A 16,628-nucleotide genomic window follows, 5' to 3' on the forward strand; every position below is an offset into this window, starting at 1 on the left:
GGGCAAGTGGCGGAGGGAATGGGCCTGATATCCAACCCTCTCCAGTTCTTTTGGCCACAATCACGAGCCGAGTGGCTTTCGGCGCGCGGGACTGAAGGCTCAATGCCGCGCGCCGTTCTTTTCCGCTGTGTAATCCCGCCTCTCCGCCGTTACAGTCGCCCGCAATCATGCAACTGCGTCAGCGCGGTCGCCCAAGCTGCTCCAGGCGCGGTATTCGAGCCAGGCCAGAAGGCCGACGATCAGCGCCTGCGTAAGGATCAGCGCGATTCCGAGGACATTGGGGGTGATGAAGGCGAGTAGTGCCACGCTGACAAGTGTCCACCCGACATTGCCGAGGATGACGAGCCATACAGCAAGCGCGCTGCCGGTTCCGGCGCGGCCAATCACGGCCATGCAGATGCCGATCGGGATCAGCAATACGCCGGCGTAGAACAGCACCGGTCCAGGAATGGCCGTGATTGTGCCGACCGGGCGCGCGGCAAGGACCAGCAGCAGCCCCATCGCGAGACAGGTCGCCGCATCGATGTTCAGAATGCGGACCAAGCCGCGTTTGTCATTTGTCGTCATCTGGCGTTTCTCCTCGATCCGCTTTTCGATGTTTCGATCCGTCAATCGCGTCAGCCCGCCCTAAGCTGTCTGCGCGATGACCATGGCAGTCAGCGCGACCATGCCCAGCACGGCGCGCGCGATGTGGGAATACTCCCACAGGTTCCGAAGGTGCTGCCAATCTGCTTCGCGTCCCGCATAGATGGAGAAGAAGGCGGCTCCCGGTCCCGAAATGTCCGTGTCCTGCAGCCAGACCGCATTCACCGGATGGGTGACGAGCCAGTAGACCGCGTGCCCGGCGGCCAGGCAGGCAAGGGCGGCGGCAGTCCACCAGAACCGGTCGCCGCCGATTGGCAGCAGGAACAGCAGGACCGGCAGAAGGAGAAGTGCTCCCAGCTCTCCGATCAGCCCCCCGATGGTGAAGCCGGGATAATAGATTGCCTGCACGGCGCGATAGGTCTGCTCGTCCAGCCGCAGCTTTCCCGGAAACTCCAGCGCATGGGCAAGTGCAAGGCCCATGGTCACGGCGACCAGCAGGACCGCAAGGACGGAAAGCGCCTGTGTCATGAGGGTGCTCCTTCGATCTCCCCTGGGGACTAATGATGCCTCGCCCTTGGGGCGGCCTTGATCAGGCGCATTCTGCCACGTCGGCGTGCAACGGCGACACCGCCTCGGCGGCGAGAGCGGCCTGCACCGCGGGCCTCTGTTCGACGCGGTCGACGAACGCGTCGAAAACCTTCGGCGTCGCGATCTCAAGCATCGCTGCCCAGCGAAGCATGACATAAAGGAATGCATCCGCGCCGGTGAAGCGGTCTCCGAACAGATGGTCGCCCGCCATCATTGACCCAATCCTGCGGAACCGGGACGACAGCAGATCCCGGATCCGGCTCTGCTGTTCCGCGTCCTCGATGAAGAACAGCGGGATGCAGGGCTTGTGCAGTTCGGTCGAGATGAAGCCAAGCATCTGCAGATGCCGCGTTCGCCCAAGTCGGCCCGTGGGCAGAAGGCCATCGGCCTGGCTTGCGATCCAGTCCAGGATGGCAACGTTCTCGGTCAGCAGCATGCCATCATCAAGCACCAGGGCGGGCACATAGCCGTTGGGATTGATCCGCGTGTAATCGGAACCGTCCTCGAGCGTGCGATTGAAGATGTCGACACGATGTGGCCGGAAATCGAGCTTCGCTTCGCGCAGAAGAATGTGCGTGGCCTGCGAGCAACTGGTTGGGGTGTGGTAGAAATCCATGTCCGGTCTCCTGATTGTCCCGTGGAACTTGCATCCCCACCGTCGCAGATCGGACCGGACCAGATCAGAGGCGTTTCGACCGGTTTCGGGGCAAAACAGCCATTACCTGGGAAGACTGCGGAGTCGGTTGCGCTGGCGATACTGTGCCGGGGTCACGCCGGCGCGGCGCTTGAACAGCCTGCGAAAGAAGGTCGGATCCTCGTAGCCCACGGCGGCGGATATGTCTTCGATGGCCATGTCCTCGGTCTCGAGAATCTGCTTGGCTTCCTCGATCCGGAGCGCCTGAACGTATTCGACGGGCGTATAGCCGGTGGCGGCGGAAAACCGGCGCTTGAAGCTACGTTCCGACAGGCCCGAGCGATCCACCATGACAGCCACAGGTGCCGAAGTGTCATAGTGATCGACGAGCCATTCCTGGATCCTGGATATGACGGCATCGCTGTGCTGGCGTGGCCGGGCCATCGACGCAAAGGGCAACTGGCCGTAGCCTCGGTCGCCGAGGAGAAACAGCCGCGCGATGCGGGCCGCCTCGTCCGCGCCGCAGAACCGGCCGATCAGGTAAAGCGCGAGATCCTGCCAGGACGATGCCCCGCCCGTCGTGATCAACTGCCCGCCACGCCCGCTGTCGCACAGGATGCGCTCGGGTCGGAACCGGACAGATGGATACCGGTCGCGGAACAGGTCCGCCATCGTCCAGTGCGACGCCGCCTCCGCGCCGTCCAGAAGGCCTGCCTCGGCGAGAAGCACGGCCCCGCTACATGTCGAGCAAACGAGAGATCCGTGGTCGATGTGGCGATGAACCCATGCGATCTCCGCAGGCCACCGCCCGTCGAGCACATCGTCATGGTTCAGGTGGATGTCGCAGATGATGATGACGTCGGCACAATCCCCATTCAGGCCGCCATCGGGCGTGACCAGCAACCCGGTGCTGGACCGGAATGGCCCTCGGCGATGCGCCACCAGTTTCGGGTGAATCGGGCGGGACAGTGCCTGGTCGTTTGTCCCCGTGTCACCGAGGACTTCGTGCAGGCCGAAGGCGGCCATCGTCCCGCTTTCCGGCAGGCTCAGGATAGAGACACGAAGTGGTTCGGTGGGACGCGGGCGTATCGGCATAGTCAAGTTCTGGCATAAATGCCCCGAAACTGTCGAGTCTGACACTAACCTTCGCGGCCGATTCGACCCAGTCTCGATCCACAGCAGAAGCAAGGGTCACGAAGGGACACCGATATGAGCATCGTGGAAGGCACCGTCGACCTGACGAGGGAATATGACCAGCCGGTCGCAGAAGTTTTTGCGGCCTGGTCAAGCGAAGACGCGCAGCGGACATGGGGCGATCCCGGAGATGGCTGGGAGATGAGCTTCGAGCGGTTCCGCTTCACTGTCGGCGAAACCGACAGCTGCCGCTTTGGTCTCAAGGGAGGACCGCAATACATCAACGAAAACCGCTATTTGCTGATCGAGCCGGAACAGCGCATCGTTTACGCAACGTCCCTCAAGAGCGCCGACCGGCTCACCTTCGCTGGCACACTAGCCATTACCTTCGAGACGACGGAAGACAGCACGCGGATGAGGCTGATCGAACAGGGCCTCTATTTCGATGGCCAAGATGACGTCGCCGGCCATCGATCCGGCTGGGAAGGGATGCTGGCAGCGCTCGGAAAATACCTTCGCGGCCGGCGCTGAGCCGGTGCGGCGAAGTGGGCTGCGATTGGAACAACCAGGCCAGGAAGTCCGGCGGATACGCATTGGGGCATCGGCCAATCGAAGACAAAAATTGAAGGAAGACCATGATACGGACGTCAACTGCCGCGCTTGTCGCATTGCTATGGCTGACCCCTGCAGTCGCGCAGGAACGCGCGGACATCGCCAGGAACGGCGCGGTGGACCTCGCCTATTGGAGACATGGCCCTGAGGCCGGCGTTCCGATTGTGGTCATCAACGGCCAGGGCGTCGCGACACGGCCCCACGACGATGGGCTGACTAAGGCACTCCTCGCCGAAGGTTTTCGCGTCGTGCTTTTCGACAATCGCGATTCAGGCCAAAGCACGGTATTGAGCGCGGAAGGCTCTGCCGCCTACGACCTTTCCGACATGGCTGCGGACACGATTGCGGTCCTCGACGCTGCCGGTGTCGAACGCGCGCATGTCGTGGGCCACTCGCTTGGCGGCATGATCGCCCAGGTTCTTGCCGCGGAACACCCCGACCGGGTTCTGTCGTTGATCTCGGTTTCGTCTACGTCGGGGGAGCCGGGGCTGCCTTACGGCCCGGCAATGGCGGCAATGTCCGAGCCGCCGCCTGACGCGTCCGCACCGATGGCCGATCAACTCGCGCGGTTCTACCGCATCTTCGAGGGCGAAGCCGACAGGATGCCGGATGCCGAAGTCGCTGCGAGAGTGGAGGCCGACATGGCCGTGCGGGACCCGAACGCCGCCGAGCGTCAAGTGGCGGCGGCGATGCGGACGGGTGACAGACGGGCATTGCTGGGCTCAATCGAACTGCCGGCGCTCGTTCTTCATGGCGGCGATGATCCATGGTTTCCGCTGGTTCATCCGGAAAGCACGGCGGCAGCCCTGGGAGGCGCCCCGATCGAAGTGATCGACGGAATGGGCCACATTCTTGCCGACGCGGCGGCGCCAGACGTTGCGGCCCGGATTGCAGGTTTCGTGGGGAGCCTGCCCACACCATGAGTTACAGGAACAGTAATCCCACAGATGTCCACCATCGATAAAGCAGGGCGGGGACCGCGAAGGCAAATCGACACCCTCCACACAAGGACCAACTTCAATGTATTACGATAGCATCAAGGATCTGAGCACGCGCATCAGTTCGCGGGAGGTGTCGCCGATTGATGCGGTCGAAGCATGTTTGCGACGGATCGCCACGCTGAACCCGAAATTGAACGCCTTCATCACGGTGATGGACGATGACGCACGCGAGCAGGCAAGGCAGGCGGAAGCGGAAATCAAGGCGGGTCACTGTCGCGGACCGCTCCACGGTATCCCTGTGGCTGTGAAGGATTTTTACGATACGGCCGGCGTCAGAACTACCGCCGGGTTCGAGCACTTCAAGGACCGCATGCCGGAGGCCGATGCGCAAGCCGTCGATAGACTGAAACGGTCCGGCGCAATAATTGTCGGGAAGACCAACATGGATTCCCTCGGGATGGCGACCACAGGACTTACAAGCTGTTTTGGTCCAGTGCGAAACCCGTGGAACGAAGCCTATGTTCCCGGTGGTTCGTCTGCTGGCTCTGCAGTCGCTGTGGCTGCCGGGCTTTGTTATGCGACGATTGATACCGATGCCGTCGGTTCGACGCGCCTGCCAGCGGCATGTTGTGGTGTAGTAGGTTTCAAGGGCGGCTTTGATCTGATCAGTACGAAAGGCATCTTGGGCGACGAGCCTGTCGATGACTTTATCCGCTGGATGGCGCATGCAGGGATCACGACTCGCAGCGCTGCCGATACCGCGTTGATGTTGAATGTGCTGTCTGAGCGCGAGGGCAATATTTCTCTCGCCGATCTTGAAGATCCAGCCACCAGCCTGAGACTTGGTATTGGAAACAATTTCAAATCCGACGGGGAAATCAGACATGCCTTCGACCAGGCGGTGAACATCCTCCGGGGCGTTGGATACGGGTTGGGTGAAGCTGCGGTGCCGGTCTGGAATCCCCAAGCCGGCTTGGACACTATTGAAGCAGATCGGGTCAATGTCACTCGCGATGCGTTTGCCGATGCCGATATAATCCTGCTTCCAACTCTGACCTCGTGCGTTCCGTCAATCGAGGCAGCGGCAAATAAACCGGATCAGGGTGTTGCGCCGGAGAACACGGCCTTTGCCAATTACTATGCCTTGCCTGCTGTTACCGTCTGCTGCGGCTTCGACAGCAAAGGCATGCCGATTGGCCTGCAAATTGTCGGAAAACCCGGCGGTGAGCAAAACATCCTGCAAGTTGCGCGCCACTACGAAATAACTGCCAGCTTCGGCTCAAGCCATCCTATACCGTAAGCTTCTGGATATGCAGAGACCGTGCGGATCTTCTTCGGTAGCAACGACGAGTCGACGATGAGGTGACCAGAAATGGTTCAGACCCATGTCGACGCTGCGAGGTTGGCAAGGAAGGGCGGCGCTGGCAGGTCACACAACTGTTCATCCGTGGAAAGGATAGATAGACACATGTCGATTGCGGGCCTCATGACTACGGACCGCTTCATGGTCCGGGAGTTTACCGAGCATGACCGTAAAGCGTTTATCGCCTGCCACATGGATCCAGAGTTCTCGCGATTTCATCTGGAGAGCGAACGCGGTGCGGCGCATGCGTCGTCGGTTTTCGATCTTTTCCTTGCCTGGCAGCAGGAAGACCCCCGGCTGAATCACCAACTCGCAGTCGCGCCCCGCGACGATCCGAAAACATACCTCGGCAATGTCGGTGTTCGAATGGGAGGGTTGGCGCCGGGTCAGGCCGAACTTGGAATTGAGTTGATTCCGTCTTACTGGGGCAACGGAGCGGCGACCGAGATCATGGCAGCGATCCTTCCCTGGGCTACCCGGCGGTTCGGTCTGACAACGTTCATCGCCGAGACGGCGATCGAGAATGCCGCGGCAGAGCAGCTCGCGCGAAAGACGGGTCTGCGTCAGGTCAGCATGGGTGAAAAGCGCATGTGGCGGTCGGATCGAGGCTAAATCGATGCGACGAAGGAGATGGTCTTGCTCAGTTTCGAAGGTCGCCAGATACCGCTGTTCGGGATTTTTCTAAAGAATAGGACGCACCATGATTGCGTATTGGATTGCGGCGGCCGGCCTTCTGGTCTTGATATTGATCCATCTGACGGTGGGCGAGAAGGAAGTCGTGAGACCGCTGCTCGCTTCGCGTGAGTTCAAGGACGACACCAAGTACGTGCTCTTCTTGTGCTGGCATCTTGTGACTTTGGTCATGGCTGGGGCTGCGGCAGGCTACGTCGCTGCAGCGATGTCAAATGAATGGAGGGATTTCGCTCTGGCGGGAACGATCCTGATAGCCCTGCTCGCACTGTGGAGCTTCACCGTCGTGATATGGAAGCGGCAACGACACCGCGATATGCCGCAGTGGATTGCTTTTGCCGCCGTGGCGCTGCTGGGATTGGCGGGGCACGTTACGACGTGAGTGGCCCGCATAACAGAGAATGTCCGCTTTGTGGCGCGTCAGATGTTGGTGGGCTCGATGGATGTCGGGAGCTATTCGGTGCTCTGGCCGAGAAGGAGTTCTCCGATGCTTCCTACTTCGCTTTTCATCGGCTGACAGTTGACGCCTACTGCTTGCAGCACCCGGAAATCTACATGATCTCTTCCAAATCGGCCGCTGCCCATCTGGCTGCGATGTGCTGGTCAATGGAGCAAGGATTGACCCGTAACCTGCATCCCCGGCTCAAGGCTTTTGTCGATGGTCCCAGGAAGTTCGCTCGAGTCGAGCCGCCCAAGCCCCTACACAGGGGAGGATTCAGGATTTCCGATATGGTGCTTGCCGACACCCTCGACGAGTACGAAGCGCACGCCTGGACGTGGGCGCGCTCTGCCTGGGGCGCCTGGAAGGATCACTGGGGGTTAGCTCGGCAGTGGGTCTCTGAGGCATGTGGCATTTAGGAGGACTGCCGCAAGCCATATCGGCGCCTTCTTTCGATCATCTGTTATTACCGGGCGTACTGAGCGCGACTGCACAACTTGGTTCGTAAGCTGTCATGATGCGAGTTCTCTAAGTCCAGGCGGCAGGGATCGATCAGATGGCGGGCATAGCGCGGAGTGGGAAAGTTGTGTTTGATCGGGCATTCGTCACCCGAGAGTGGTTGAAACCGGGCATTATGCGCGGTTGCACGCTTGAGCCTGATCGCGCATGACGCCGTAGTCGCTCAGCAACTCGGCGGTGGCGGACCCGTCCGGCAGCAACCCAAGTTCCTCGGCCGCCCGCGCCTGAAACTCACGGTTGTACCCGACTACGGGCGGGCAGACGGTGGCAGTGCCTGTATCAGAACTGACCGTCACGCAGGCGCTCAGCAAGCTCGTCGCGATCGTGAGGACGGCGAGCCGCCGCTTCCAGCATCCGGCGTTGGACATCATTGGCTTTCTCCGTGGTGACTAGGCGTTCGGCGAGACGTCCCGATCGTTCGCCGAATCGGCGCAGGGCCAGCAGGAACAGAAGGATTGCGAGGGCGGTGACGGCGAAGCGGAGCGCTGTGCGCGCCCATACCGAGCCGGCGAGCGTGGCGAGGAGCCCGGAGATCACCGCCGCCCCCGGCGCCAGTCGTCGAGCCGAGCGTAGATCGTGACCGCAATCCCCCCGAGAGCGACGGCGATGAACACCCAACGGAGCGTGTCGAGATACGGCACGAGCGGCAGGATGGCGGTCTGGGTCTCGGCCAGGACGCTCTGCGCCACCTCGACCCCGGCCGCACCCAGCGTCGCCACTCCGGCCGCGCCTCCACCTTTCATGGTGCGGCTGTCAGCCAGCATCTCGCGCGCGGGCGGCGTCTCCGCTGCAAATACCGTCGCCCGGACCGGGAACCGCTCGCCCCACTGACGCGCGGGCCCGAGATCGACATGCATGAACCCCGAGCGCGGGTAGAAGCCGAAGCCGAGGAACCCGACCTCCCGCGCCGCCGCCTCGAAGGCCACGGGGTCGTGGTTCGCCATGGCGATGTCGAAGGCGGCGCCGTCGAGATGCTTCGACCGGGTGGCGCCGCCCACGGCGCGATTGTGCTCGGGGCTGCGATAGGCCGAGCGAACGATCAGCGGCTTGCCCAGCCGGTCGCGCAACGCCTGCAGCCTGTCGAGGGCGGGTTCGTTGACCAGCAGCTTGCCGGTGCCCCGGCAGGCGATCTCGGCGGGTGAGAAATTCGGCCAGCGCCAGGCATCCTCCGGCGCCTTGCGCCAATGGTCGTAGAACGTCGTGTTCATGGGGATCCTCGGGAAACGAAAAAACTCGCCTCGAGGGCGGGTACGGTTGGGTCGATCGATGGGGTGGTGAGCGGCTACGGGCTGCCGCCGAAGATCTTCAGCTTGATTGCGATGCCGGCGAGCAGCGCCAGCATGACGCCGGTAGTGATCATGCGAACGGCGGTCTGCATCGCAGTCCGCCGCACCAGCCGGATGCAATCCACCAGGGATCGCAGGTCGCGGATGTCGAGCGCGGCCTCGTCGCCGTCGAGCCCGACATCGGCCAGCGCACGCTTTGCGCCTTCCTCGGCCGCCCGCGTCAGGATCGCCTCGAACTCGGCGTCGGGCATGCGCACGAAGCCCTCGGATCGGGGTGGTGTCATTGGATCCTCCTTCGCCGCTCAGCCGACCTTGCAGCCCCAGAAGGACGTGTGATCAGCGGCGAAGTAGCCATCCGCGACCCGGAAATACCCCTGGAGCTCGACGGTATCGCCTGCCGTCAGCGGCACCATGGTCTGAAGCCAGATCGCGGTGGCGAGCGAGACGTGGGTGGCAGAGATTTCGCCGAGGGAGCCGCGGATTTCCGTCGTGCCGTTCAGGACCAGCCGCCCCCGCATGCGCGCGGTGGTGCTGGCGTTGACCTTGTACATGAGCGTCGCGCCGAAGAGATAGGTGCCGTCCACGGGCGCCACAAAGTGGTTGTTCGCAGCGTCGAAGGCCCCCTGGTCGTTGTAGTCGGTGTTGTTGAGGCCGATCTTCGTCCAGGTTCCGACGCCGACATAGTTGTCGTAGTTGGTGTACGCCTTGAACCGCGGGAGCCAGGGCTGGTCGACGATGCCGGTGGCGTTGTCGACGCTCAGCCCGTCGAAGAAGGTGCTGCCGTCGGCGGAGACTGCGAGGCGGAAGCGGTCGGAGCCGAAGAGCCCGACCAGCGCCTTGGTCACGAATCCGGTCTGCAGCGTGAGCCCGAGATCGTCGCCCGCGGCCTCCTTGTTCATGGTGTAGAAAAGATCGCCCGTCCCGCCCTCGACCACCGTTTTCGCCGTCCAGAGCGCGGCGTTCAGCTTGGCCGAGAACGGATTGGCGGCGTCGGCGGTGGTGCCGACGCCCAAGAGTGCCATGTTCTGCAGTGCGTCCGGGGTGGTCCCAATCCAGCCCGCGCCATCGTAGACCAGCAGCTGGCCCTCATCCTCGACCCATGCCCGCCAGCCAGTCCGGGGTGGCAGGCGCAGCCATGCGCCATCGGTCCAGAGCGCGACGTTCAGGTCCCAGCCCGCCCAGTCGCCCGTCGCGCCCGAGGCGACCATGTAGCGGTCGCCGTCGGAAGGAGAACCGGGCGGCGCTGTCAGATCGCGGTCGAGCACGGAGAGTTGCACGAGCCCGTCGAGCAGCCGGAGCGCCTCGTTGTGGGTGACATGCTTCTGGGCCTGCGCCGCCAGGATGTAGGGCAGCAGGAGATGGGTCGTGGCATCGGACATGGACGGTCTCCAGAACGAAGAAGGCCGCCTGCATGGCAGGCGGCGAACAGTGGCGCAGCGGTGGTGCTGACGAGCTACCCGCGCTCGGGCGTCTTCCCCGGAATCGCGGACAGAACTGGGTCGGGTTTCGCCGCGTCCCACTTCGCGGTCATCGCGGCCCAGCGATCAATTTCGGCACGGAAGGCCGGGTCATCGATCCGCAGATGGAAGGTGTAGAGCCGATCGACAATCTCGCGCATGAGCGCGCGCATCTCGTCGTCATCGATCCGAGAGACCTCGGACCAGGGAATGCGGTTGCCTTCTGCATCTTGGACGATGACGTCGCTGCCGTCACCGGTGCGCGAGATGGGCGTCCGGCCCGCATGCAGGGCCTCCAACTGCGTGTTGCGCACGCAGGCCACGGCCATCACTCTGGCAAGCTGGGCTGCTATACGGTCTTCGTCTTCAGGGCGCATGACCCAAGCTTACGCCGCAGGATGCGTGCTCTTCCAGATCTCATTGCGTGCCTCAAAAGGTCAGCGTGACGGTCTTGGGCGCGCCCCGCCCGACGAGGGCGGAGAGCTGGTAGATGCGTATGTCGAGCGTGTCGCCGGGGCCGAGCGGCGCGCCCCAGTCGGCGGTCTGCTGGGCGGCGGTGTAGATCGCGCTGGTGGTGGTCGTGCTCAGCACCCGCTTCACGGCAGCGCCGTCGAGGAGCTCGACCTCGTAGACTTCCAGCTCCTCGGCCAGCGGCACCTCCAGCCCGCCCCAGCTATCGGCCGCGAGCGCGCGGGACCGGCGCGTCCAGCGGATGGTCAGATCGCCGGGACCGCGTGGCGTGCGCCACGGCTGCTCGACATGGACGACGGAGAACGGCCGCAGCCCCACGCCCACCGGCGTGAAGGCCTGCGCCACATAGGTCTCGTCGCTGACCGGGCGGCTCGCCGGGCCGATGCGCCAGTTCCACGGGATGCCGAGATCGGCCTCGGCGATCGGCAGTGACGCGAGCGCGGTGTCCAGAACCACTATCCGCACGCCTGCGGGCGCCGGATTGCCCACTGCGCCTTCGGTCCCACGTTGGCCGCGGAGGAGACGGGTCAGGCGATAGCGGCCGGGGGCGATCAGTTCCGCCGCGCCTGCCTGCACGATCTCCCAGAGACCGGGCGCGCTCTCGATGGCCAGCGCATTGGCACCGCCAAAGAGGGTCAGGTCGGTGACGCTTTCCAGCGTGCCCGCCAGCAGATCGACCACCAGCGCATTGCCGAGGTCGAAGCGGGATGTGGGCCCGGCGTAGAGGTCCGAGACCAGCGTCCCGATCCGGGCGCGGCTGCCGAACGTGGTCAGCAACTCGAATCCATCCGTCGAAGGACTGCGGAACACCGCCATCTCGCCGGGCCAGGGAACCGCGTGCGCGGCGACCAGCGGCCGATGCGCGGGCTGGTCCTCGATCAGCTGCGGCAGGTCCATCAGCACCGCATCCGGCGCGCCGAACACCACGGCCCGCGTCAGCGACGCCGCGCGGGGATCGCCGGGCGGCAGGTCGTAGGTGGCCCGGTCCTGGCGGGCCGCCTCGATGCCGCGCGCCTCGGCGTCGGCGATGGAGACGAGCCGCAGATCGATCAGCCGCCCGTCATGCGCGAGGCGGATCGCGTCAGCCGGGTCCAGCGCCAGCCGCGAGGGCGGCAATCGGAACGCCGCCGTCTCGCGCCCCACCCACGCCTCCATCAATGTGCGGCGGCAGCGGCGCTCGGCCTCCTCGGGCGGCACCGCCATCGGGAAGGACTCCGAGGCGATGCGCGTCGTGTCCACGGTGATGCGCCGCGCCTCGACGAGGGCCGCGTCGTAGTCCTCGTCGGCGCGGGCGATCTGCCACTTGAGCGCCTGCGGCAGTTCCGTCTCCTGGCCGCGCGTCAGTTCCAACACGTCGCCTTCGGGGGCCGCCACCAGATCGTCGGGCTCCAGGGTGGCGACGGAGGCCCGGCCGCGCATGATGAAGCGGATCACGCCCTCGGTCTCGACGGCATCGAAGCCGAAGTGGCGCGACAGCGTGGTGATCGAGACCCGAGGGCTTTCCAGCGCGCCGATGGCATAGCCCTCGACCGCGCCCCAGAGGCCGGTGACGTCGATGCGATCCTCGGGCAGACCGGCGCGCAGGCAGAGGTGCCGCACGAGGGCCGCCAGCGACACCGACCCGAGGCGCCCAGTCAGCCAATGGCCCAGACGCCAGTTGGGGCCATCGGTCCAGACGTCGGTCAGTTCGGGAAAGAACGGGTACGGCCGCGCGTCCCAGGTCCAAGCCGCGCATTCCGGCACGTCGACCATCCGGTCGCCGTAGACCGAGGACAGCGGGTTGTTCGCGGCCTCACCCCAGAAGAGCCAGGTCGCCTCGAGATAGGCGCGCTGGATGGCGTCGTCGCGCCAGGCCCGCGAGAAATGCGGCGTGAAGCTCTCGGACGATTTCGGGTCGAAGAAGACGTTCGGCTGGTTCGTGCCCCGGTCGATGGCCGGACAGCCGAGCTCGGTGAACCAGATCGGCTTGGACTCGGGCGTCCATGCCGTCGGCGTCCCGGCCTCCACCCCGCTCGGGCGGTCGTAGTGCGGGTTCGCCCACCAGGCCCGCAGATCCTTGTAGCGGAACACCCATGCCTTGCCTGCGGCGCCATCCGTGATCGGGGTGCGGGCTTGCCCGCTTCGGTCGGCCGCGCTGGCATAGAACCAGTCGAAGCCTTCGCCGCCCGCGATGTTCCCCTGCAGGTAGGCGCGGTCGTGGATCGCGGGCCAGCCCTCGGCCGCGTCCGCATGCTCGAACCCATCGCGCCAGTCCGACAGCGGCATGTAATTGTCGATGCCGACAAAATCGATCTCGGGATCGGCCCAGAGCGGGTCGAGATGGAAGAACACGTCGCCCGAGCCGTCGCCGGGCTGGTGCCCGAAATACTCCGACCAGTCGGCGGCATAGCCGATCTTCGTGCTTGCACCGAGGATCGAGCGGGCATCCGCGAGCAGATCCCGATAGGCCTGCACGGCCGGATAAGTGGATGTACCCGAGCGGATGGTTGTCAGCCCCGGCATCTCGGTCCCGATCAGGAAGGCGTCGACCCCGCCCGCCGCGGCACAGAGATGGGCATAGTGCAGAACCATGCGGCGCAGACCCCAGTCGCCAGATGGCCCGGTCCAAGAAACCGTCTGACCCGAGACGCTGAAGCTCGCGGGCGTGGCCGCGCCGAACAGCGCCGCGACCTGGCTTGCGGCCGCGGCGGTCTTGTCCACGGTCCCGGCGAACCCCGCGGCAGGCGAGCAGGTGATCCGGCCTCGCCAGGGGAACGCAGGTTGGCCCGTCTCGGCGGCGTTGTCGGAATACGGGTTCGGCAGCGTGTTGCCGGGCGGCACGTCCATCAGGATGAACGGATAGAAGGTGACCCGCAGCCCGCGGGCCTTCATCTCCTGGATCGCCTGCACCACCGCGAAGTCGGACGGCGTGCCGCCATAGACAGGGCGATCCTGATCGTCCCGGCTGACCAGGAAGGCATTGGCGCGGCTCACGCCGTTCACCGACCAAGTGGCCGGCGTCGTCGACTTGGCCGAGACCTCGACACCGGGCCGCACCTTGCAGGAGCCCGCCCGCAGATCGTCCCCGAACCACGCCACGACCAGGCTGACGCTCTCGACCGCGGGCGCCATCGCCTGCAGCCGGTCGAGCGCCTCCACCATGTCGGTGGAGTCGGCGAGCGCGTTCAGGTTCTCGGGCACCGTCGCGCCGCCATCGGTCTTGCGGATCGCCTGCGTCGCATAAGTGAACTCGCCCGAGGCGGGGATCATGGTGACCGCGCGGGTGAGCCCCTCGGCGGTGTCGGGGTCGGCGAGCGGGCGGAACACCTCGAAGGAGAGCTGCGGCAGGCGGTTGCCATAGCTGGAGAGCGGCAGCTCCTCGAAGACGACATAGGCCGTGCCGCGATAGGCGGGCGTGTTGGCGGAGCCCATCTTCGCCGCGATGAACGGATCGGCCGTCTGCGCCTCGTCGCCCGGATACCAGCGCCAGGCGACCCCGGAGAGGTCCATCGGCTTGCCGTCGGCCCAGATGCGGCCGATGCCGGTGATCGGGCCTTCGCACAAGGCGACCGCGAAGCTCGCGTAGTACAGATACTCGGTGGTCTTGACCTTGCCGCCCCCGCCACCCTTGCCGCCACCCTGCGTGGTGGTCTTGGTCTCCTCGCGGAAATCGGTCGCCCAGATGATGTTGCCGCCCATGCGCATGCGCCCGTAGAGCCGCGGGATCACCGCGCCCTCGGTGGCCGAGGTGATGCGCAGAGTGTCGAGCCGCGCGCCCTCGATGCGCTGCGTCGGCGCCAGCGACGAGATGATCCAGCTGTCGACGACCGAGCCGATGGTGGAGCCGATGAAGCCGCCGATGGTCGCGGCGCTCACGCCGAGGATCGCGCCGCCGATCGAACCGCCAATGGCGGCGCCTGCGGCACCGAGGACAAGCGTTGCCATGTCGGGGTCTCAGCGTTGCGGGAACAGGAAGGCGAAGGCGATGCGCCGCCGCCAGGATGGGCTGAGCGGTTCCTCGATGACGCCGAGCCGCTCGTAGGCATGGAGAAAGGTGTCGGGTGCGGTGAGGATCCCGACATGCTTGGCGATGGCGCGGGGCTTCATGCGGAAGAGGACCAGCGCGCCGGGACCTGCCTCGGCGGGCGACACCTCGATCATCATGCGCCGCGCGCCGTCGGCCAGAACCTCGCGCGGGCCGATCTCGCCCCAGTCGCGGCTGTAGGCCGGGATCGGGAACGGTTCGGGCCCGACGACCTCGCGCCAGATCCCGCGCGCCAGTCCGAGGCAGTCGCAACCGACGCCCCGAAGGCTAGCCTGGTCGTGGTACGGCGTGCCGCGCCAGGAGCGCGCCGTCGCGACGACGCGCGCGGGGTCGGCCAATGCGAGGGGTTGCGTCACAGCACGCCTCCCTCGTGCCCGCCATCCTTGGTGGCGTAGCGCAGCACGGCATCCTGGCCGGGGATGTGTGGGAAGCCGCGGAAGTTGACGGTGTTGGCGAACTTCGCCACGCAGGTCTCCATGCGCTTGTCGCAGCCCGCGCGGATGGCGAAAGCGTCACCCTCGGCGATCGCGCGCACCGGCGCCTCGAGCAGGGTCAGGATCGCGATGCCGTCGGTCACATCATGGCCCAGCACCTCGGCACGCCGGCCTGCGTTCGCGCCGCTCGTCCAGTCCAGCGTACCGAAGGTGAACCAGCCGGAGGCGAAACCGCCAAGGCCTGAGGCAGTGAAGGCCCGGTCGCGCAAGAGATCGATGACGGCGCCCGTGCCCTTGTAGGCCGGATCCTCGAGATCGACGCCACAGCGCGCGTCGCCGAGCGCGGCGTCGCAGGTCGCCTGGAAGGTCCGCCCGACCGTCTGGCCGAGCACATGGGCGAGCGAGCGCACCTCGGCGACGAAAGCGAGCCGCCCACGCCGGATCTGGCCGATGGCCCCGCGGCGCATCAGCACGCGCTGACTGGCATCCGTCCAATTCACCCGCCAGACCTCGACCTCGGCGTTGTCCCAGCGGCCGTCGAGGATGTCGGTCTCGGTGATCCGATCCGAGGTCAGCACGCCTTCCGCGTCTTGTGCATCCACCGACAGGTCCGATCTCGAGCGGACCTCGGAGGCTGTCAGCCCGCTCTCCGGCTCGAAGTCCGTCCCGTCGAAGCTGAGCGTCCGGTCGTGGTCGGTGAAGCCGAAACTCGCGCCATCGGCGCGGGCGATCCGCCAGCACCAGGCGAGCGTGGTCGTGCCCTCGTCGAGATGGGCCTGCAGGGCGGGGTCGAGGGTCTTCATCGGCGCAGTTCCAGCAGCGGAATGGAGGTGATCGAGCCGAGCCGCTCGAGGTCGAGCGTGACGTCGAGCACATCAGTGTCGAAGCGGACCGGCACGTCGAATTCGAAGCCCGCGGTGATGGCAACGCCAGCGCCCGGCGCCGTGATGAAGGTGACGACGCCGGTCGTGGTGTCGACCGACCAGCCGGAGGGCTGCTCGACGCCCGACAGCGCGATGCGCTCGCTGCCCGCCACCGGCTTGGCAATGGCGCGCGTCCAGGATTGCGCGCCCGAGGCGTAGCGCTTGACCAGTTGAAAGCCGGTCGTCGTGCCGTCGCCGGTGCCGATCGGCTGATCGGTCGGCAATGGCGTGCCCGAAGGCAGGCAGGACTTGTGGTCGCCCCAGTCCTTGAACCGGAAGCCGTGGAGGCGCCCGTTCCGCGCCTCGAAGAAGGCGACCACCGCCGCCAGGTCGTCGGCGCGGCGGATGCCGTAGGCGACGTCATAGCGGCGGCGCGAGTTGGCCCAGCTGGCGTTCCTCTCCTCGTCTCCCGAGGCGAGCTCGACGATCTGCGTGCGCCGCTCGGGCCCGCCGCGTGCGCCGCGGCTGATGTTGTCTGGGAACCGGACCTCGTGAAACGCCATCAAGTCTCTCCTTGGTTCGTGCTCT

At 65.3% G+C, this 16,628-nt stretch carries 20 protein-coding genes; 6 read left to right on the forward strand and 14 right to left on the reverse strand.

Annotation, left to right across the window (positions count from 1 at the left end; all coding sequences use genetic code 11):
- Positions 1-165: 165 nt before the first annotated feature.
- The 4 genes from OC159_RS13805 to OC159_RS13820 form a co-directional block, all read right to left on the reverse strand.
- Positions 166-543, reverse strand: coding sequence for a hypothetical protein (locus tag OC159_RS13805; RefSeq protein ID WP_265501766.1), 378 nt, complete (start codon positions 541-543; stop codon positions 166-168).
- An 84-nt stretch (positions 544-627) separates the two neighbouring features.
- Positions 628-1,113, reverse strand: a complete 486-nt coding sequence (locus OC159_RS13810; protein WP_126155449.1) for a DUF1772 domain-containing protein — start codon at positions 1,111-1,113, stop codon at positions 628-630.
- A gap of 61 nt (positions 1,114-1,174) precedes the next feature.
- Complete coding sequence (locus tag OC159_RS13815) at positions 1,175-1,789, reverse strand: glutathione S-transferase C-terminal domain-containing protein (protein ID WP_058097015.1); 615 nt, start codon at positions 1,787-1,789, stop codon at positions 1,175-1,177.
- A 102-nt stretch (positions 1,790-1,891) separates the two neighbouring features.
- Positions 1,892-2,833 carry a GlxA family transcriptional regulator gene (locus tag OC159_RS13820; RefSeq protein ID WP_265501767.1) on the reverse strand — a complete coding sequence of 314 codons (942 nt, stop codon included), beginning with the start codon at positions 2,831-2,833 and terminating at the stop codon, positions 1,892-1,894.
- Between the two features lie 183 nt (positions 2,834-3,016).
- Between OC159_RS13820 and OC159_RS13825 the strand changes: the two genes are divergently transcribed.
- The 6 genes from OC159_RS13825 to OC159_RS20195 all read left to right on the forward strand — a co-directional run bounded on the left by OC159_RS13825 (position 3,017) and on the right by OC159_RS20195 (position 7,405).
- Positions 3,017-3,472, forward strand: coding sequence for an SRPBCC domain-containing protein (locus OC159_RS13825; protein WP_058097013.1), 456 nt, complete (start codon positions 3,017-3,019; stop codon positions 3,470-3,472).
- A gap of 104 nt (positions 3,473-3,576) precedes the next feature.
- Entirely contained in the window at positions 3,577-4,476 is a 900-nt protein-coding gene (locus tag OC159_RS13830; protein WP_265501768.1) for an alpha/beta fold hydrolase, read from the forward strand.
- Between the two features lie 97 nt (positions 4,477-4,573).
- On the forward strand, positions 4,574-5,794 hold the full coding sequence (locus tag OC159_RS13835; protein WP_265501769.1) for an amidase: 1,221 nt from the start codon (positions 4,574-4,576) through the stop codon (positions 5,792-5,794).
- 168 nt (positions 5,795-5,962) lie between these two features.
- Positions 5,963-6,469 carry a GNAT family N-acetyltransferase gene (locus OC159_RS13840; protein WP_265501770.1) on the forward strand — a complete coding sequence of 169 codons (507 nt, stop codon included), beginning with the start codon at positions 5,963-5,965 and terminating at the stop codon, positions 6,467-6,469.
- A gap of 88 nt (positions 6,470-6,557) precedes the next feature.
- The gene (locus tag OC159_RS13845) at positions 6,558-6,929 is read left to right on the forward strand and encodes a hypothetical protein (RefSeq protein WP_265501771.1); all 372 of its coding nucleotides are present in this window, start codon (positions 6,558-6,560) and stop codon (positions 6,927-6,929) included.
- Positions 6,839-7,405, forward strand: a complete 567-nt coding sequence (locus tag OC159_RS20195) for a DUF5946 family protein (protein ID WP_369807750.1) — start codon at positions 6,839-6,841, stop codon at positions 7,403-7,405. Before OC159_RS13845 ends, OC159_RS20195 begins: the two co-directional genes overlap by 91 nt.
- A gap of 213 nt (positions 7,406-7,618) precedes the next feature.
- Here the strand turns inward: OC159_RS20195 and OC159_RS13850 are convergent, their stop codons facing one another.
- From OC159_RS13850 to OC159_RS13895, 10 genes are all read right to left on the reverse strand, one after another.
- On the reverse strand, positions 7,619-7,801 hold the full coding sequence (locus tag OC159_RS13850; protein ID WP_265501772.1) for a hypothetical protein: 183 nt from the start codon (positions 7,799-7,801) through the stop codon (positions 7,619-7,621).
- Entirely contained in the window at positions 7,785-8,042 is a 258-nt protein-coding gene (locus tag OC159_RS13855) for a hypothetical protein (protein ID WP_082658011.1), read from the reverse strand. Before OC159_RS13855 ends, OC159_RS13850 begins: the two co-directional genes overlap by 17 nt.
- The gene (locus OC159_RS13860) at positions 8,039-8,713 is read right to left on the reverse strand and encodes a YcbK family protein (protein ID WP_265501773.1); all 675 of its coding nucleotides are present in this window, start codon (positions 8,711-8,713) and stop codon (positions 8,039-8,041) included. Before OC159_RS13860 ends, OC159_RS13855 begins: the two co-directional genes overlap by 4 nt.
- A 74-nt stretch (positions 8,714-8,787) precedes the next feature.
- Entirely contained in the window at positions 8,788-9,075 is a 288-nt protein-coding gene (locus OC159_RS13865; RefSeq protein WP_085378178.1) for a DUF6127 family protein, read from the reverse strand.
- 18 nt (positions 9,076-9,093) lie between these two features.
- The gene (locus OC159_RS13870) at positions 9,094-10,170 is read right to left on the reverse strand and encodes a DUF2793 domain-containing protein (RefSeq protein ID WP_265501774.1); all 1,077 of its coding nucleotides are present in this window, start codon (positions 10,168-10,170) and stop codon (positions 9,094-9,096) included.
- A gap of 74 nt (positions 10,171-10,244) precedes the next feature.
- A complete protein-coding gene (locus OC159_RS13875) occupies positions 10,245-10,625 on the reverse strand; it encodes a hypothetical protein (RefSeq protein WP_055662104.1) in 381 nt (126 codons plus the stop codon).
- Positions 10,626-10,677: 52 nt separating this feature from the next.
- The gene (locus OC159_RS13880; RefSeq protein ID WP_265501775.1) at positions 10,678-14,643 is read right to left on the reverse strand and encodes a baseplate multidomain protein megatron; all 3,966 of its coding nucleotides are present in this window, start codon (positions 14,641-14,643) and stop codon (positions 10,678-10,680) included.
- A gap of 9 nt (positions 14,644-14,652) precedes the next feature.
- Entirely contained in the window at positions 14,653-15,099 is a 447-nt protein-coding gene (locus OC159_RS13885; protein ID WP_265501776.1) for an NlpC/P60 family protein, read from the reverse strand.
- Positions 15,096-15,980 carry a DUF2163 domain-containing protein gene (locus OC159_RS13890; RefSeq protein ID WP_265501777.1) on the reverse strand — a complete coding sequence of 295 codons (885 nt, stop codon included), beginning with the start codon at positions 15,978-15,980 and terminating at the stop codon, positions 15,096-15,098. Before OC159_RS13890 ends, OC159_RS13885 begins: the two co-directional genes overlap by 4 nt.
- Positions 15,977-16,603 (reverse strand): DUF2460 domain-containing protein, encoded by a 627-nt coding sequence (locus OC159_RS13895; RefSeq protein WP_265501778.1) that lies wholly within the window; start codon positions 16,601-16,603, stop codon positions 15,977-15,979. The genes OC159_RS13890 and OC159_RS13895 overlap by 4 nt, the downstream gene beginning before the upstream one ends.
- Between the last annotated feature and the right edge of the window lie 25 nt (positions 16,604-16,628).

This window comes from Paracoccus beibuensis (assembly GCF_026162625.1).
Taxonomy (GTDB): Bacteria; Pseudomonadota; Alphaproteobacteria; order Rhodobacterales; family Rhodobacteraceae; genus Paracoccus; species Paracoccus beibuensis.

Excerpts from the sequence above, each read along its gene's own strand:
- OC159_RS13820 (WP_265501767.1), bottom strand. The coding sequence starts at position 2,833 with ATGGCCGCCTTCGGCCTGCACGAAGTCCTCGGTGACACGGGGACAAAC.
- OC159_RS13810 (WP_126155449.1), bottom strand. The coding sequence starts at position 1,113 with ATGACACAGGCGCTTTCCGTCCTTGCGGTCCTGCTGGTCGCCGTGACC.
- OC159_RS13880 (WP_265501775.1), bottom strand. The coding sequence starts at position 14,643 with ATGGCAACGCTTGTCCTCGGTGCCGCAGGCGCCGCCATTGGCGGTTCG.
- OC159_RS13830 (WP_265501768.1), top strand. The coding sequence starts at position 3,577 with ATGATACGGACGTCAACTGCCGCGCTTGTCGCATTGCTATGGCTGACC.
- OC159_RS13860 (WP_265501773.1), bottom strand. The coding sequence starts at position 8,713 with ATGAACACGACGTTCTACGACCATTGGCGCAAGGCGCCGGAGGATGCC.
- OC159_RS20195 (WP_369807750.1), top strand. The coding sequence starts at position 6,839 with ATGGAAGCGGCAACGACACCGCGATATGCCGCAGTGGATTGCTTTTGC.
- OC159_RS13870 (WP_265501774.1), bottom strand. The coding sequence starts at position 10,170 with ATGTCCGATGCCACGACCCATCTCCTGCTGCCCTACATCCTGGCGGCG.
- OC159_RS13840 (WP_265501770.1), top strand. The coding sequence starts at position 5,963 with ATGTCGATTGCGGGCCTCATGACTACGGACCGCTTCATGGTCCGGGAG.
- OC159_RS13865 (WP_085378178.1), bottom strand. The coding sequence starts at position 9,075 with ATGACACCACCCCGATCCGAGGGCTTCGTGCGCATGCCCGACGCCGAG.
- OC159_RS13835 (WP_265501769.1), top strand. The coding sequence starts at position 4,574 with ATGTATTACGATAGCATCAAGGATCTGAGCACGCGCATCAGTTCGCGG.
- OC159_RS13845 (WP_265501771.1), top strand. The coding sequence starts at position 6,558 with ATGATTGCGTATTGGATTGCGGCGGCCGGCCTTCTGGTCTTGATATTG.
- OC159_RS13815 (WP_058097015.1), bottom strand. The coding sequence starts at position 1,789 with ATGGATTTCTACCACACCCCAACCAGTTGCTCGCAGGCCACGCACATT.
- OC159_RS13875 (WP_055662104.1), bottom strand. The coding sequence starts at position 10,625 with ATGCGCCCTGAAGACGAAGACCGTATAGCAGCCCAGCTTGCCAGAGTG.
- OC159_RS13890 (WP_265501777.1), bottom strand. The coding sequence starts at position 15,980 with ATGAAGACCCTCGACCCCGCCCTGCAGGCCCATCTCGACGAGGGCACG.
- OC159_RS13825 (WP_058097013.1), top strand. The coding sequence starts at position 3,017 with ATGAGCATCGTGGAAGGCACCGTCGACCTGACGAGGGAATATGACCAG.
- OC159_RS13895 (WP_265501778.1), bottom strand. The coding sequence starts at position 16,603 with ATGGCGTTTCACGAGGTCCGGTTCCCAGACAACATCAGCCGCGGCGCA.